This is a genomic window from Halorhabdus tiamatea SARL4B, assembly GCF_000470655.1.
Lineage (GTDB): Archaea > Halobacteriota > Halobacteria > Halobacteriales > Haloarculaceae > Halorhabdus > Halorhabdus tiamatea.
In genome coordinates this window covers 314,163-330,369 of sequence record NC_021913.1, presented here as the reverse complement: position 1 = coordinate 330,369, position 16,207 = coordinate 314,163, and the positions used below count along the sequence as shown (strand labels likewise).

Below are 16,207 nucleotides of genomic sequence, written 5' to 3'. Positions count from 1 at the left end.
TCCATATCAACTAAGTGGTGTGGATGGTTCAAGATGATATATGACTCTCCGCACCGACGGGAGGGGAACTTCCCTACCGTCGCTCGACTCAACATTTTCTCATGACGAGGTGTCGATGGCACTCACTAGATGCGGGCTTCTCGTGGATAGGGCGGAGACGCTCGCTCGGCTGTACGCCCAACATCGGGACTGGACGGTCGTCGAACAGAAATGGATCGAAGAACGCTTCGACGAGCGCAGTACGCGTGGAAGTTCGAAGGGAATCTACCGCGCTCTCAGTTCTCGATTCAAGACCACTGGTAGCGAACTTCCGTCTATCGTCCAACTACCCTCCGTCCTTAACCAGTGTGAGACGGTGCGCGACAAAGCCCAGGTACTGTACTTCTACTTGCTGGAGGACGACCCTCTCGTGACATACACCGTTCACCGGTACGTCGAACGACTTCAGGAGTCCGGTGTCGAAGGATTGGATTTCGAGCAGGAGACCGTTGAGCGCCTCCTGAACGAATTCCATTACGACGATGGAAGCGAGTTCGACTATGCGGAATCGACGACGCGTCGATGGGGAGAAGGACTTCGTTCGGTAATGCGAGAGATCGGTGTTCTCGACACACAGCAGGCCCTTCAAGGAAACATCCCCAACCTCGGAACGACGCCACTACTCGTTGCGTCAGGTTTCTCGTGGGAGATTCACGGGGATGACTGGCTCTCCCAGCCGACTGGCTGGCACTACCTCTTCCAATCGGAACAGTATTGGGACTCCTTGGCCGAACGAGTGAGCGACGATCCGAACTGGGAAGCGAGCGGAATTCACGGTGAACTGAGAATCCAGCCGGTGGATGATACATACGACTGGGCCGAACCATGGGAGGGCGAAGTGTGACTGACGAGAGCTGGTTCGTTGCCGATGTCGGGAGCGATTTCGAGGAGTCCGTCCGCATCGACCGTGAGGATGACGGTCGCGATCACCGACTGGAATCGATTGATACCTACCACGTGACGGAAGAGTCCGAGGACTTCATGTCCGACTTCTTCTCGCGCCTGCTTGGCCGCTCCGAGGATATGCGGTCGGGCGCGAACTACTGGCTCTACGGGTACTATGGGAGCGGGAAGAGCCACCTCCTCAGCGTGCTTCGCGGCCTGCTGGATAGCGAATGGCTTCGAGAGCGCGAGGATGTCTGGGCGCAACTAACCGACGGTCGTGGGCTGGACACACTCGAGGCCACGTGGTCATCGATCCACGATGAGTATGAGGTCATCCCGATCTCGGTGAACCTCCTGAAGCATCAGGGCCAGAAGAAACTGAGCTTCAGCGAGATCGTCCTACGCAGTGCTCACACGTCGGAACGGCTCACCGGTGCCGATGGGGGGCTCTCGTCGCAACTCGACGTCGCGTTCTTCGAGGACTGGTACCGGACGACCGACGCGTGGGATGACCGGACGACCAACACCCAAACAGCACTTCGGAGTACGGTTAACAGCCCTGAGAAGTACGACTGGGAGGACGTTCAGCAGTACAACGCTCTCGCGGACGCCGTTCTTCCCACGCTCTTCGAGCAGGAGACCGGTACGGTGGATGGTCTAGACGACCTGATGCCGTCGGATCTCGACCCACAAGCGATGGTTGAGCGTCTCGAACAGTTGCGGAGCGATCGCGAAGAGGAACTCGGCCGCCCAGTCAAGCTCGTACTGCTGCTCGACGAGGTCAGTCTCTTCATCGGGACGGATTTCGACCGCCTCACCGAGCTACAGACCCTCGCGGAGAGTGTCGATGAGACCGGTGACGACATCCAACTGGTGGCGACGGCACAGGCCAAAATCGAGGACGTCCAGCCGCAGTTCGCGGCTCGTGGTGCCGACTTCAGCATCGTCAAGGATCGGTTCCCGCACCGGTTTGGCCTTCCGAGTCGACACGTCGGCGAAATATCGACCCAGCGGTTGCTCAAAAAGACGGTAGACGGGAAGGAGGATACGGAACGCGTCCTCGACCGAACCAGCAACGAACCCGAGACGTTACTCGTGTACTCGGGTATCGAACAGAATACCGAACCACCGCTCGACGACATCGACCGCGAGCGCCTCGTCGAGTTCTATCCATTCCTTCCGTATCAGCCACCGCTGTTCCTTGAGATTCTCTCGAACCTCCGGCAGGAGGCACACGACCCGGCGAAGTCGATCTTCTCGGGAACCGCACGGGCGATTCTGGCTCTCGTTCACGGACTCCTCCAAGAGTGGATAGAGGCTGGCGAGGAGACCAACATCATTTCGCTGGTCGACTTTTACGACCTCATCGAACCGGAAATCGATGATATCACGCCACAGGACGTGGGAGTCATCGAGGAGATCGAGGAACAGCACGAGGCAGGCGAACTGGAGGAGATCGACGTGGATGTCGCGAAGGCCGTGTTGCTCCTCCAGCACATTCCGGATACGATTCCGATGTCTGAGCGGAACCTCGCAGTTGCCGTGTTGAGTGACCTCAACGGCCCGACTCAGTTCCAGATGGAGAACCGGGTCGAGGACTCGCTCCAGCGTCTCCGGAAGTTTATCCGGCCGACGCACGGCGAAACCGGGCCAAAGTACGCGTTCACTCATCCGGAAGAGCGGGAGATCATCGAGGCTGCCGAGCAGAACCTCGACAATCCCGACTGGCAGTCCATCATCGAAGCCGTGGACGGGTATCTCTGGGAGGACATCGTGCGCGACCTCTCCTTCCCGACATCGGCTGAGTACCCAGATACCGGCGAGCAGTATCCTGTTCGCTACGAATTCAGTATCGACGGGATCGAACTCGATACGACAGTCGACGCTGAGGACGCACTCGATGTCGAGGTCGCCGTCGAAGGGATGTCTCCCGTCGCAGCAGACACCAGCTACGACGGCGACCCGCTCGAATGGACAATCGGACAGGACGGACTCGACGATCTCCGTGATAGCCTCATCGAGTGGTGGTCGCTCAGAGATGCCGTCGGAGACCACACGCTCCCACAGTCTGTCGAGCGTGACCTCTCAGACCGCGCAGCTCGTGTCCAGAGCAAACTCGTCGAGGCGCTCAAGAGCGGGACGTTCGACGTCAAGGATCGCGGCGATCTGATCGGGGGCATGGTTTCAGGGGTCGAGGAGTATCTCGACGTCAACTACCCCGACGACTTCCACCCCGTAATGCTGCAGGTTGGCGACGAGCACCTACAGGAACTCCGGGGACTCTCCGCACAAGATCCGCTACCCACGTGGGCCCAGCAGATCGATGTTGCAACGGAAGACCCAGAAACGCACGGTGGCTCGATCCAGAACAACGTGCGCGCCTTCACCGGCCGACAGTTGAAGCAACGCGGCGGGAACCTCGCGATGGCCACGATCCTCGACGGAATCGTCAAGAAGAAGTCGATCTACGAGGACGCTCGCCCCGCGCTGTGTGCGATTATCTGGGGCCTCTGCCGGAAGGGAGACTTCCTGCCCGTCGACGAAACGGGCGACTCCCTCGAACTCGACGCCGTCATCGACCTGAACAAACTGACGACGACGCGTCTCAAGATCGCAGGGAGTGGCGGTGTGCGAGGCATTCTTCGCGAGGGAGGGTTCATCGACTCGACGGAGACTATTCCGGACGGAATCGTCAGGCTCCAGTCCGCGAACGACACACTCGCGGGTCGACTCGGTAGTCTCGTGGAAGACGTCAGGCTGGTCGCCGAGAGTGACATCCAAACGCGCGCCGTTCGCAACCTCCTCGAGTCGTTTGTGGAGACGCTCGAAGCCGAGCAGCAGAGCGCGATCGACCGACGAGAGGCCGTCAAATCATGTGACACCGACTGGGAGGATGTCGTCAAAGCAACCAACGACGCTCAGGAGTGGTACGACGACGCCGAGGAAGTGTGGAGTTTGCGCCTCCCTGCGCTCACACAAATCGACTCGCAGTTGACTCTCGCCCAGCAGTCGTACAACTGGCTGACCGAAGAGGTCGAAACAGCCAGCCAGACGCTTCGCGAGAGTATCGACGGCTACGAGGGTGAATGGTGGACACACGATGGCTGGGATCGGTTCAACGACGCTCAAACTACCTCGCCGACCCTCGAAGAGGCAATCGAGACCGCGTGGGACTCGTTCCGAGCGGAAACCGAGGTCGATGCGTTCGCCAAAGAGTTACAGGAGCATCAGTGGATCCGGTCTGCCAGCGAGTTCGGATCGAACGTTCGGCCGGCCTTCGAGAGCGAATACATCACACCGCTCCGGCGCGCCGCATCGTGGTACGAGGACGTCTCGGACGGGGTGGCGACGGTGACCGGCGGAACGACCAACACCGAGGCTGACGACTTCATTCGAGCGACGAACACACTACTCGACAGCGAACCACTCGCTGTGGTTGCTGGTAGCGACATCGGCGAATTACGAGATACGTTCGAGGAGTTACAGACACTCGTTGGGGATCAGTCCCCTACAGACATTACGGCGATCGGGATTCTCCCGTCGGATCGCGAATCACTGGACTCGGAACTGGAACGGCTCGTCGAACGCCATGACCTCAGTATCGAGCGGACTGAAACGGGGGTGATCATCCGATGACGACCAAACGTCCCTTCCACGACTTCACTGAGCGGCTCGCACAGTTTGCCGACGGACGACGCGGCATCCGAAACCCGTTCGTGATCGTCCCCGTCCAGCCGAAGTACGAGCGACGGGTCGCTGAACGGCTCACCGAGTGGGCGACGAACCCGCATCGTACCGAAGAGTTCCCGGATGACGGAACCGTCCAAGTCCTCCGGCTGGACGAGCTGTTCGTCGAAACCGACGTCTTCGAACTCGCAGTCGATCTCGGTGAGAACAGCCAGCCAGCGACTATCACCGAAACGATGCAAGACCGATTAGCCGAGGAACTCGTCGCGGTTATAGTTGAGAAAATCGACGCCCCAGCCCAGCAGCGACACGTCGTTCTCCTCACGCACCTCGGGAGTCTCTACCCGTTCACGCGTGCGTCGGAACTGCTCGACGAACTCGACCGCCGCAACGTCCAGTCTACGATCGGCATTCCGTTCCCCGGAGACATCGTCGGTGGGAAACTGAGCTTCTTCGGCGAGGAATCGCGCAACTACTACCCGGCCCACCAGATCGAAGGTCGGGTTGAGGGGGTACATCTCCAATGAGCGACACACACATTCACGATATCTTCCAGCAGTCACCGACCCGCGAACTCGAGGAAGTCCAGAAGGTCAACGCCCGAGCGCGGGCCGAAAACGACGTCCGCGAGTTCTATGAGACCGACAGCGCCCGCGACGTGCTCACCACGCTCGGGAACCTCGTCGACAAGTATCCCCACGAGGAACCGCGCTTCCTCTACATCTCTGCGACGTTCGGATCGGGGAAGACGCACCTCCTGAAGCTCATCGGGTTCGCTGCCGACACCGAATCGGAGTTCGCCGACCTCGGCGAAGAGTTGGCGAACAGATGGCCGGGCTTCCAGTCGTTCCGACAGAGCGTCGCTAACTCTCACGTCGACCGGCTGAAGCCCGTCTTCCTGAACCTCCTCAACCGGGACGCGTCACAGGAACCGCCGCTCCCCTACCTCATTTACGAGGCAATCGGCCGCGAACTTGGGTATCCCACTGACCCGAATTGGCTGCTCGAGTGGGCGTGGCAGCTCGACATGAACCACGGTAACTGCTGGGAGCGCCTACAGGAAGTCGAGTACAATGGACAGAGGTTCGAGGACGTGTACGACGAGCGGGCGTCGCTACGGAGCTGGCTCTACGACGCCGTTCCGACACTCGATGATTCACCGTTCGCATCTCGGGAGGAGGTCAAGCAATCGATCGACGACGCCATCGGAGAGATCGATCCCGACGAGTTCGACCCAGACGAACTTATCGACCGTGTCGAAGCAGCGCAAGAGTCGCTGAGCACGCCGGAGACCGAGACGGAATTGCTGATCGGGCTCGACGAGGTTGCGCTGTTCATTGGCGATGGCCGCCACCGCTACAGAGAGTTCCAAGAGACGATGGAAGCGCTGACGGAGCTGGGCGTCGGGCCCAACCCGCCAGTCATCGGGACTGGACAGTATCCGATCGAGCGTATCCACGGCGAGTTCGACGATACCGAAGTCACGGAGCAGCCGTGGTACGGCGCTCAAGAACCGCTTGAGGGAGCCGACACCGAGATAATCGTTCGGAAGCGGTGGCTGCAAAAGGACGCCGAGGGTGGACAGGCTGTTGAGTCCGCGCTCCGGGAGATGCCCGACCTGACGCTCGACGCGTACTCCGATATTGCCGGCGCCGACCCGGACGCAGTCGAGTCGTACCCGTTCCGCGAGTACGACCTCGGATTGCTCCGGACGGTGATTCAGCAACTGATGCCACGTGGACGCGTGACCGAAGAGGAGTACGTGCAGGGTCGGGCACTGCTCATCCTCGTCCGCTCGCTATTCACGCGGTTCGAGTGGGGAGACAAGCAAGTCGGAGCCCTCGTCACGTGGGACGAACTGTACGACCTGCTGGTCGAAGAGACGACCTACATCCCGCTCTGGGTGCAGGAGATGGTCGAGAACAAGCTCATCCCCTCGGCTGGCGGCGACGAAGATGCGTTCTCGGTTCGCGTTGCGAAGGCGCTGTACCTGCTAAATCAGGTGCGTTCCGAAGTGCCGTCGACGCCGGCGAACCTCGCCCGACTGATGGTCAAGTCGACTGACGAGTCGTTCGATTCCGTCCGAAGCGATGTCGAATCGGCGCTCTCCGACCTTCTCAAGGATCGGAAGGTGCTAACGGAGACGAACGACCGCGGTGACGAGGAGTACCTGCTGGTCTCCGAGGAACAGGAGGACATTCTGACACGGGCGAAGACCCGCGCACAACAGATCCCGTCGCATCGACTTTCGGCCAAGTTGGAGAACTCCCTTCGGGAGGGAAGCAACCTTCTGCTCTCTGAGGGCAGTCGACACGAGGTGGATCTCGAGGGGGAGCGCAAAGTCCCACTCCGGTTCGGCTACTCTGTTCTCGACCCTATCGAGCAAGCACCAACGCCGGAGTTTGACGCCGTGCGTGTGCGGCTGGTCGCGGGCCGCGACGAGGAGGTTAGCGATCAGGTTGATGCATGGCAGTCGACGAACGAAGGCCGTGACGGGGGCGAGCACGTCCTCGTCGCCGTCGATCTACAGGGATCGACGATCGACCGCCTGCGAGACGTGATGGGTATGCAGGAGGTGCTGTCAGAGGAAACGGAAACGTATCCGGACTTGGAGTCCGACCACCGTGATGAACAGCGGGCGCTCGAATCGGCGATTCGCGAGCAACTCGAGGAAGCGGACGTCTACGTTCGGACGGGTGGGACGAGAGGACGATACGGGGACGTGTTCGAGCAGGTAGTGGAAACGCAAGTCCAGTCCGTGTTCAGTGGGACGCGCTTCGTCCTAACCAACGGAATCACGGAAGTCGAGGACGCCAAGCAGATGGCGCAGTTCTTCCGCGGCGTCGACGATTGGCCGCTTTCGAGCGAGGACGCAGTCACACTCGGTGTGGATACCGACCGCGCGGAACTCGCCGACGGCTGGTGTCAGAAGTTCCTCGACGAGTACGGGGACACCCAGTCGCTTCGTGCCGAGGACTTGCTTACCCAGACTGTCCAGCGCGGAGGCACGTATCGCGGGACTCCGCAAGAATCGATTTCGGCCCTGCTGATCACACTTGCAACAGCAAACGAAATCGCGCTACGCCGAGATGACGAGTACATTACCGAGCCGGACGAGATCGGCCGAGCAGTCAGAAACAAAACGAACCTGACTGACGTACAGATTCGGTTTGAATCGATAGATGATGATTTCGACCGAATTCAGGGGATTGTCGAGACTTTGCTCGGCCGGGAGCCGGCTGGCACCGATGTCGATTCGTGGCTTTCCGAGTTGGCGGAGTGGGTTGACGAAAACAGTGTACTGGTGAGACAAGTCTTGCGAGGCGTCAGCAGAGAGTTCGGCAAAGACGCTTCGCTGGAGGAACTCGAGACGGCTCTTCAACCCGCGCTCGGAGGCGAACCGCTCGAAACAGAGGATCTCACCTCGGACGGAATTGAACGGCAGTCCGAGCGCTTCGCTCGGGCAAGAGGACTCTTCCGGTCGGTCGAGGATGGCGACTCTCTCTGGGAGCAGTTCAGTCAGCGAACGACGGAGATGCAACGGCTCTACCCCGGTGCGGACGTCACCGGAGGGATGCAAGCGATCGTCGGCGGGGACGAAGTGCCTGATGCCGACCGGCTCCGAGCAATGATCGACGAAGCCAACGCTCACAGACGAACCGTCGTCCGCGAGCAGTACGAACGTATCACTGGAGAATCGCCGGCGGACAAGGGGCCGGAGAGCGTGGTTTCCAGTCTCGCGACGTGGCTCTACGCTCACGATGGGAGCAGCAAGGAAACTGCCGACCGCGTCGCCGTCGAATTCGACGGTGTAACCATCGACGATCTCTATGATCTCTTCGAGACGGCGTGGAACGGTGACTCGTTCTCGGAGGAAGACCTCGTCGACTCGACGGTCGTTCAGCAAGCGAAGCGATACGAAAGGGCACGGCGACTCCTCGAAGCACCTAACGGCGAGGCATCGCTCTGGTCGCGACTTCGCGATGAGTCGAGACGACTCGAGGAAGAACGTCCGAACCATCCGGTCACGACCGACGTGAGTGAGATGCTCAGTCGGTCGCAGCCGCCGAGTGTTGAGGATGTAGAGCACCTCCTCGACGAGGCGGAGAACCCCTTCGAGGTCGACGAGCGACTCGAAGAACTCGCCAGCGAACTACAGTCCGAGTATCCCGACCACGATCTCACGCAAGAGGTCGTCGATGCAGTCGAGGGAACCAGCCCGCCGAGTGAGGAACGCGTGGGTGAATTGATCGAAGACGCCGAGCAGTTGCTCGACGGTGTTGACGAGCAGCTGCGGCGGATTCGGGAGACTATGGATGAACTTGAGGACGGTTCCGTAGTGCTGGTTGAGTCACTCGACTGAAAGGTAGACTTTATTTTGGCTGGATATGAGAATCGAGACATGCGGGAATACAAAGATAACATCTTCTATTATGAATCCGGAGAGAAGGCTGACCCATTAGAGAAGAATACCGTACACGGACTTGTCAAGACCCTCAAAGATACGGAGTCCCTAGTATCAAGACGGTTTCTTGAGTTCTGTACTGGCCGATCCTTACCAGACTCAGTCACATTCGAGTATGAAACGGAAGTACCAGCTAAGCGGGTGTCCCCTGACTCGGCAGAACAGAGCATTCTGATTGGTCTTTCAAGAACTGGTGGGGTAAGAGATGGGGGCGGCGCCGGGGATTCACCGCAAGTGGACGCCCAAATTCAAATACAGAATTCTGAGGGAGAGTCACTGTGTGACGTATTTATTGAGGCAAAGGTTCGCGGCTCTGATCTTCAGCGCCGTCAACTTGAAGAATACGTCGATGCCTTCGGTATCTCGGAGCAAGGTGAAGATGGGCAGTCGTGGGACACCATCCAGTGGTCTGATGTTTACCGCCTTTTCGAAGAGGCTCGAGAATCTGCCTCAAGTTGCGAGGTTCCTTCGCGAGACAAGTATCTACTCAGCGAATTTAACCATCGACTTCTTCAGAAGGGCATGGTGCGGGGTACGCTCGGAGTGAGCAAGACGGGTGGAGAAAATGGGGATAAGCACCGCAAACGGTTGCTCGTTGGCCCAAAAGATCCAGACTCCGACCCAGTACTAACCTTCTGGGCATTCTCTCACCGCGAAGGCCAGAACCAATCCTCGTCGATAGAGGTTCCAGAAGACTGTCTTCAGGAACTCTTCGGAGAGATGGCTCTCGAGACTCGACGGAAGGTATTCCTCGAGGGCGACTTCGAGAGACTACAGCAGTGGGTGGTCGAGACAACTGATCTCACTTTAGCCGACTTCAAAGACAGTGGAAGTACTTTCACGAAAGCTGAACGAGAGGGATACCCCGAGCCAGCTGGAATAATGCTTAGGTTCAGCAATTCAGACCTCTTCAAAATCAACTCTTACAACGTCGAGAAATCGAATGGCTGGATTTACTATCCACCAATATTGGCGCCAAAGGAGTGGGAAAGTGTGTTTGCCGAATTAGCAGGAAAACTCTCCGATAGCCAACGAGAGCGATTCATCGTGGATTTCGATTTGGATGCTCTCTGGGAGGCGTATTTACACGATTCACCTATAAGTACAAGCTAAACGAGGAACTCCATCTCGTTGTAGGGCTCTCTCGAATGGCTCTGTGATGATGATCGAGCCGCTCGACTGACCGGTCTGGTGTTGCAAAAAACCGAACTTATTTATATTCTATTCGCAAATACGCAACGTAGTGTACACTGAGGCAGAGCTTCGGGCGGTGGAAGCCCTTCAGAGTGAGTCGACGGTTTCGGGACTCGCCGAGGAACTCGACCGAAGCCACAGTTACGTGTCCGAACTCGTTGACCGGATGGAGTCGAAGGGGCTGGTTCACACCAGCCGTGAGGGAAAGCAGAGGCAGATCAATCGGTCAGACGCCCGCGCCATCGAACTGTTCGACAGTTTCGTCCAACAGTACTCCCACATTCCGTTTCCTGAACTGCTCGGCGGCGCAACGCTACGCATTCTGTACTACCTGCAGTCGCCGGCGACTGCCACCCAACTCGCGGAGCAAGTCGGTGTCCATCGAAGTACGGTACATCGGTCGCTATCCTCGCTGGAGAACCGCGGGATGATCTACAAGTCCGACGGAAAGTACACGCTCAACGATGAATTCGAGGAACTATCTACGGTAGCACGTGAGTTTGCGCACTTGCGGCACAGACATTACGTCGAAGACCACGCAGAGTCGTTCACAATCCTCTGGGAATCGCTGGACGAGTTTCTCGTCCAGACTCGCGCCGAGATCGAGGAAGACGTGTTCCACCTGACGGGGCCGGAACTGTTCCAAGCGTACGATCTCCCGTTGATGGCTCGCCAGCGTCGGTACTACCTGTACTCGGAGTCGGTCGATGACGTCTCGCCGGCGGAGCTGTGTTGCCACATGCTCGTAATCGACGACGGAACGCGCTCGCAGTCCTACTGCCTTCTCTTGATCAGCGAGACGGCAATCGATCGCGAGGAGTTGCTCGAAGTCGCCCAAAAGTACGAGGTCGCCGAGCGTGTCTCAAATTTCCTCGAGTACCTCGATACCGAGGGAGAGAGTCGGTCGGGGCGCCTCCCGCGATGGAAAGAGTTCCGTGAACTCGCCGACGAATACGGAGTGGTAGTATGAGGCGGCGCTTCGACAGCGAGTACATCGAGTCTGCACTGCGACGGGTCGGCAGGCACCTCGAAACCGAACTGACCGTCTACCTGATCGGGGGCGGTGCGATGTCTTTCCGTGGTCTCAAGGAAACGACCAAGGACATCGACCTGATCGTCACCGACGGTGACGACCTCCGAGTACTACAGGCAGTCTTGCTGGATAACGGGTACGACATCGTCAAAGAACCCGGAGAGGAGTACGACGATCTCGGAGCGCAGCGGATCCTCGAGAACGACGACGGGTGTCGTATCGACATCTTCAACCAACAGGTGATCGACAAGCTCGTCCTTTCGGAGGGGATGCGCCGGCGAAGTGAACCTTATCTCGACGCCGGGAGGCTGTCAGTCGCGCTGGTCAGTTCCGAGGACATCTTCCTGTTCAAGTCAGTCGCCGGGCGAACGGACGACATCGAGGACATGTTTTCGCTCGTGCAGACTGAACTCGATTTCGACGTTATCGAGGACGAGTTGGAACAGCAGACCGACTTGCTGGGACAGGAGTTGTTCGTCACACACGCGAACGAGGCACTACTGGAACTCGAAGAGCAGCACAATATCTCGACGCCGTTGGCCGAGCGGGTCTCCGAAATCACCGAACGCGTGTACCGGGAACTCGAAGTGTTGCAGGCCTTTGACGAGTCGATCTCGCGGTCAGAGTTGGAAGTCGCGGTTGACCTCTCTCCCGACGACGTAGACGAGGCTATCGAACACCTTGCGGAGAAGGACGTTGTCTCGGTCGAAGAAGACGTGATTGTTCGGAAGTCAACCAATCTTTGAGAGACGCAAGGGCGGGAAGAGCGCTTCCGATTGTTGGTTCCATTTTGCGAACTAGCCCACAACCGCGCCAATTGTCGTCAATACGTCTCCCCGGTAGGAGATGTACGATGACATTTATGTGCGTACTCTAATATCTGAGAGGTATGTCCAACGCCGAGGGTGAAGAGTTCCGCAAAAAGATACGCGACGCGAAACACGAATCCGTGTCCTCCGATCTTCTTGGCAAGGAGACGGGAGGGGTAATGGATGCACGGCTGAATGATGGGGCGCTTATTGTCCATCTTCGAAGCTACGAGCAGCCACACTTCATCTTCCGCGGACGGAAGAAGACGCCCGAGGTGTACGGGTCGATCTCTCCGAGTGAGTTGTCTCGATCACGACGCCACAAGGTGTTCCACGTCGTCACCGACGAGCGTTGGCTGTGTGTCGTCGGCAACTCGGAGGGTGACCAGACGCTATCGATCCCACTCGAAACCATCGAAGAGGCGAACTACAAGGAGGTTGATGGGATCAAGCCCGATATTGCCTCTCGGTTTTCAAAGTGGGAGGTTGCCCTCGAGACTGAGCTTGGGTTCGTGCAAATTCCCATCGTCGACGACATCGATGAGGAGGATTTCCACGCTCTGAGCGAGTATCTAGGATCTGAGGCAGACGTCACTATCGGCGATATTCCGGTGGATTCCGATGAAGCGGGATATACGATTGACGGGATCGAGACCTACGAACCGAGCGAAAGGACGATCGCAAACCTGCTCGACAAGGTGCCACCTGCGGCTCGTGACGAGGCCGACGAGATCGTCAGCGAAGCCGACGATGCCGCTGATCTAGTCAGAGACCTGAAGTCGCTAATCGACGAGTACGAAGACGAGAATTACTCGATCAATGACGTAGTTGCGGGCGCACAGAGTGCTGACGACCTCCGAACGCAAGTTGCATCGAAGAGCGATAAAGTCCGAACACAGGCGGAGAGAGGTCTCGAGGAGGTACAGACCACTATCAAAGAATCAGACCCAGAAGAGGTGAGCGAGTTCGCCGTTCAGACAGCGGGTGCAGCAGCACCAGTCATCAGCTATGCCAGCCGAACGAATCTCGCTCTGTTCGGGACATTACTCGCCGCGAGTGCGGTCGGCGCCCGAAAGAGCAGCGACCACCCATCGATATTCGACGAAGTCGATCCCCAACAACTCGCGGCCACCGCTAATGCGATGGCGACACGGGGCGGCGAGATTCACGAGGATGAGGGGAAGGGTAAGGCGGTTGGGGCGATCCTCGGCATGTCAAGCCAGATGGCGAAATCGATGGCGCCTGAGGAGTACGCCAAGTGGGTTACCCAAGCCGATCCGGAGGCAATTATGCAAGGTGCCGAAAAGGCGGCGCAGCTGAATACACAGAACGGCCGAGCGAACACGGCGACGACACGCCTTGCAGGCGGAAGTTTGGGCCTTTTGTATGGGTACGCAGATCAGGAAGAGATGGACGACATCGAGCTGCTGGAATCCCCAGACTCGGAATAGCTAGTCTCTCTGAATCGCATTTTACGGAAGGGACTCAGATTACAGCAGTTAGAAGCCGCTATCATCGGCCAGTTCCAGCGCCTTCATCCCCACCATAGCCATTAGCGCGATGATCGAGAAGAACCCTGCAAGCTCAAAGAGTGCCATCGGATTCTCTACGAACCACCACATCATCGGTTCGAGAAATGTGATTCCGTAGAAGTCGGCGAGTATCGTCGAAATCACGGCACCGAAGAACACAAACAGCAGTAGATACAGGAAGTATCGAATCTTCCGGGGGCCGGCAAACTCATCAACCATACATCAGCTTTGGCATTTAGGTATAAATGCTTCGTGGAGGGGTACCCCTGTCGGCTCATTTCCGAGTTCTGACCGGGGCGCAGTCCGAGAGTATATGGGCAATCTTCAAGACACCTCAATGGCTCTGCTTGTAACATCACTGAGTTTCGTATGGACGGACAATCTACCCAACCCCGCAAGGCCCAACTCGACAAGGAAGAGCGCGAGCATCTCGAAGACGTCGTCACCGAGATGCGCGACCGCGTCGAGGCGAACGTTCGCTACCAGCTTGAGGACGAGTACGACCTCGACGAGAAACCAGCCGACGACGCGTCCCTGAGCGAAGAGCAGGAAGCCCTCGTCGAAGCCATCGAACTCGAAGCCGTCGACGGCAACGAGTGGGACGAGGGGTACGAGCAGTATATCACCGGCGTCGGTTACACCATCGTCAATCGGCTCGCTGCCCTTCGGATGATGGAAGTCCGGGGATTCATCGACGACGAGGTTACGCGATTCCGCGAGGATGGGCTCACGCCGGCGGCCGATCGGCTGGTCACCGAGGAGTTCATGCTGGAAGAGGAAGCCGTCCTCGAAGCCTACCGGAACGCGTGCGACGACCTCGCCGAGGAGATCGAGATTCTCTTCGACCGCTCATCTGCCTACAGTCTGATCGATCCCGATGACGACACCTACGAAGATCTCTGTGGGATGCTCGATGAGGTTTCCGACGAGGTCTGGCGAGCAGACGACGTGCTCGGCTGGGTCTACGAGTACTACAACGGTACGTGTTTAGCCTCGGCTGATTTCGCCACTGTCTCATAGATGGCGACACGCGAGTGACACATGGTCCATCAGCAGGGATTGAGTATGCTTTCTCAGGGATGGTCTCCGAGTAGCGGAGACCATCCCGTTGGCCCTGCTGTCATCGTTCAGAGGTGGGAGCGGTGAACGAGGACGAGTTCACCAAGGACGAACTTCTCTCACGGTTTCTCCAGATGGAGGAACGGATCGACGAACTGGAGGAGAAACTTGACCAGAAAGAGGAGCGGATCGAAGAACTCGAAACACGCCTCCGGAAGTACGAGAATCCACACACTCCACCCAGTAAGCGACGGTCGGGGACCGACGGGTCCCCGACCTCGCAGGACGACGAAGACGACGATGTCCGAACTGATGGCGGCACTCCTGGCCGAAAGGATGGTCACGACCCAGAGTGGCGCTCTCCGCCCGATCCTGATGAAGAAATCGAGGTCACCTCTGACTGTTGTCCTGAGTGTGGCGAACACTTCGACGAGTCGGTGGGCGTCAGCCCCCGACTCGTCGAGGAGATCCCTGATCCACAGCCACCAGAAGTCACCCAGTACAACCGCCACCGCTACCAGTGCGACTCCTGTGGAACAGAGACCGTTGCGACTCACCCCGACTGCCCCGATGAGGGGCAGTTCGGGGTGAACGTCATCGCGCAATCAGCTCTGTCACGGTACGATCACCGCCTTCCCTACCGGAAGATCGCTGACCGCTTCGAGCAACTGCATGGACTCGAACTCTCGGGCGCATCCGCGTGGCACGCGACCGAGCGCGCTGCGCGCGCCGGTCGCTGTGAATACGAGCAGATCCGTCAAGAGATCCAAGATGCTGACGTGGTTCACATCGACGAGACAGGCATCAAACGCGACGGTGAACAAGCGTGGATCTGGACGTTTCGGACCGCCCAGCACACGTTGTACGCGGTCAGAGAGAGTCGTGGGAGTGATGTTCCCGCGGAAGTCCTCGGCGAGGACTTCGCGGGAACGGTCGTCTGTGACGGGTGGACGGCGTACCCAGCTTTCAGCAGCAACCTCCAGCGGTGTTGGGCACATATTCTTCGAGAGGCTGAAGACGCCGCCGAAAAGCAGGCAGAAGGTGAACCGATCTACCACGCTCTCAGACAGGTGTACGTCGCTCTCCAGGTGCGGCTGGAGAGCGACTTGACCGTCCGTGAACGAGCAAACCTCCAGCGGGTAGCGCGAAGAGAGCTTGAATCGCTGATTGAGCGGTCAGTACCCGACGGACCAGTGGCAACACTGCTCGGGAAGATCGAAGGAGGTCTCGACCACTGGCTCACCTTCGTCGGTGAGCCAGCGGTCTCTCCGACGAACAATGCCGCGGAGAACGCGCTTCGTGAGCCAGTGGTTCTCCGGAAAATCATCGGAACGCTCCGTAATGACCGAGGAATGTTTGTTCACGAGACGGTCTTGTCCCTGCTGGCGACGTGGCGCCAGCAGGGACGCAATCCATACGAAGAGCTTCGTCGAGTCGTCAGCAGCAATGAGATGATCTCACGCGCTCACGCTGTGCCGGCCGTCGAGACTCCGGAGTAAACACG

General features: G+C 58.4%; 10 protein-coding genes and 1 pseudogene. 10 read left to right on the top strand and 1 reads right to left on the bottom strand.

Translation table 11 applies throughout. The annotated features are described in order from the left end of the window. Positions 1–115 precede the first annotated feature (115 nt). From HTIA_RS15370 to HTIA_RS15335, 8 genes are all read left to right on the top strand, one after another. Positions 116–883 (top strand): BrxA family protein, encoded by a 768-nt coding sequence (locus HTIA_RS15370; RefSeq protein WP_202959033.1) that lies wholly within the window; start codon positions 116–118, stop codon positions 881–883. After that, entirely contained in the window at positions 880–4,560 is a 3,681-nt protein-coding gene (locus HTIA_RS15365; protein ID WP_008528535.1) for a hypothetical protein, read from the top strand. The genes HTIA_RS15370 and HTIA_RS15365 overlap by 4 nt, the downstream gene beginning before the upstream one ends. Continuing rightward, positions 4,557–5,138, top strand: a complete 582-nt coding sequence (locus HTIA_RS15360; RefSeq protein WP_008528536.1) for a BREX protein BrxB domain-containing protein — start codon at positions 4,557–4,559, stop codon at positions 5,136–5,138. The genes HTIA_RS15365 and HTIA_RS15360 overlap by 4 nt, the downstream gene beginning before the upstream one ends. Beyond that, complete coding sequence (locus HTIA_RS15355; protein ID WP_008528537.1) at positions 5,135–8,974, top strand: hypothetical protein; 3,840 nt, start codon at positions 5,135–5,137, stop codon at positions 8,972–8,974. The genes HTIA_RS15360 and HTIA_RS15355 overlap by 4 nt, the downstream gene beginning before the upstream one ends. A 39-nt stretch (positions 8,975–9,013) precedes the next feature. After that, positions 9,014–10,189, top strand: coding sequence for a hypothetical protein (locus HTIA_RS15350; RefSeq protein WP_008528538.1), 1,176 nt, complete (start codon positions 9,014–9,016; stop codon positions 10,187–10,189). A gap of 130 nt (positions 10,190–10,319) precedes the next feature. Next, on the top strand, positions 10,320–11,240 hold the full coding sequence (locus tag HTIA_RS15345; RefSeq protein WP_021029583.1) for a MarR family transcriptional regulator: 921 nt from the start codon (positions 10,320–10,322) through the stop codon (positions 11,238–11,240). Further along, complete coding sequence (locus tag HTIA_RS15340; protein WP_008528540.1) at positions 11,237–12,049, top strand: DUF6036 family nucleotidyltransferase; 813 nt, start codon at positions 11,237–11,239, stop codon at positions 12,047–12,049. Before HTIA_RS15345 ends, HTIA_RS15340 begins: the two co-directional genes overlap by 4 nt. 143 nt (positions 12,050–12,192) lie before the next feature. Then, the gene (locus HTIA_RS15335) at positions 12,193–13,563 is read left to right on the top strand and encodes a hypothetical protein (RefSeq protein WP_008528541.1); all 1,371 of its coding nucleotides are present in this window, start codon (positions 12,193–12,195) and stop codon (positions 13,561–13,563) included. Between the two features lie 48 nt (positions 13,564–13,611). Here the strand turns inward: HTIA_RS15335 and HTIA_RS15330 are convergent, their stop codons facing one another. Beyond that, on the bottom strand, positions 13,612–13,863 hold the full coding sequence (locus HTIA_RS15330) for a hypothetical protein (protein WP_008528542.1): 252 nt from the start codon (positions 13,861–13,863) through the stop codon (positions 13,612–13,614). A gap of 150 nt (positions 13,864–14,013) precedes the next feature. Here HTIA_RS15330 and HTIA_RS15325 point away from each other — a divergent pair. Together HTIA_RS15325 and tnpC are read left to right on the top strand one after the other, a co-directional pair. Further along, positions 14,014–14,646, top strand: a pseudogene (locus tag HTIA_RS15325) (BREX-5 system adenine-specific DNA-methyltransferase PglX); the annotation flags it as partial. A gap of 191 nt (positions 14,647–14,837) precedes the next feature. Then, entirely contained in the window at positions 14,838–16,202 is a 1,365-nt protein-coding gene (gene tnpC, locus HTIA_RS15320) for an IS66 family transposase (RefSeq protein WP_008528744.1), read from the top strand. Positions 16,203–16,207 lie beyond the last annotated feature (5 nt).

What these genes read in the sequence shown, in the direction of transcription:
- HTIA_RS15370 (WP_202959033.1), top strand. Translation starts at nt 116, where the DNA reads ATGGCACTCACTAGATGCGGGCTTCTCGTGGATAGGGCGGAGACGCTC.
- HTIA_RS15360 (WP_008528536.1), top strand. Translation starts at nt 4,557, where the DNA reads ATGACGACCAAACGTCCCTTCCACGACTTCACTGAGCGGCTCGCACAG.
- HTIA_RS15355 (WP_008528537.1), top strand. Translation starts at nt 5,135, where the DNA reads ATGAGCGACACACACATTCACGATATCTTCCAGCAGTCACCGACCCGC.
- HTIA_RS15350 (WP_008528538.1), top strand. Translation starts at nt 9,014, where the DNA reads ATGCGGGAATACAAAGATAACATCTTCTATTATGAATCCGGAGAGAAG.
- HTIA_RS15340 (WP_008528540.1), top strand. Translation starts at nt 11,237, where the DNA reads ATGAGGCGGCGCTTCGACAGCGAGTACATCGAGTCTGCACTGCGACGG.
- HTIA_RS15335 (WP_008528541.1), top strand. Translation starts at nt 12,193, where the DNA reads ATGTCCAACGCCGAGGGTGAAGAGTTCCGCAAAAAGATACGCGACGCG.
- HTIA_RS15330 (WP_008528542.1), bottom strand. Translation starts at nt 13,863, where the DNA reads ATGGTTGATGAGTTTGCCGGCCCCCGGAAGATTCGATACTTCCTGTAT.
- tnpC (WP_008528744.1), top strand. Translation starts at nt 14,838, where the DNA reads ATGGAGGAACGGATCGACGAACTGGAGGAGAAACTTGACCAGAAAGAG.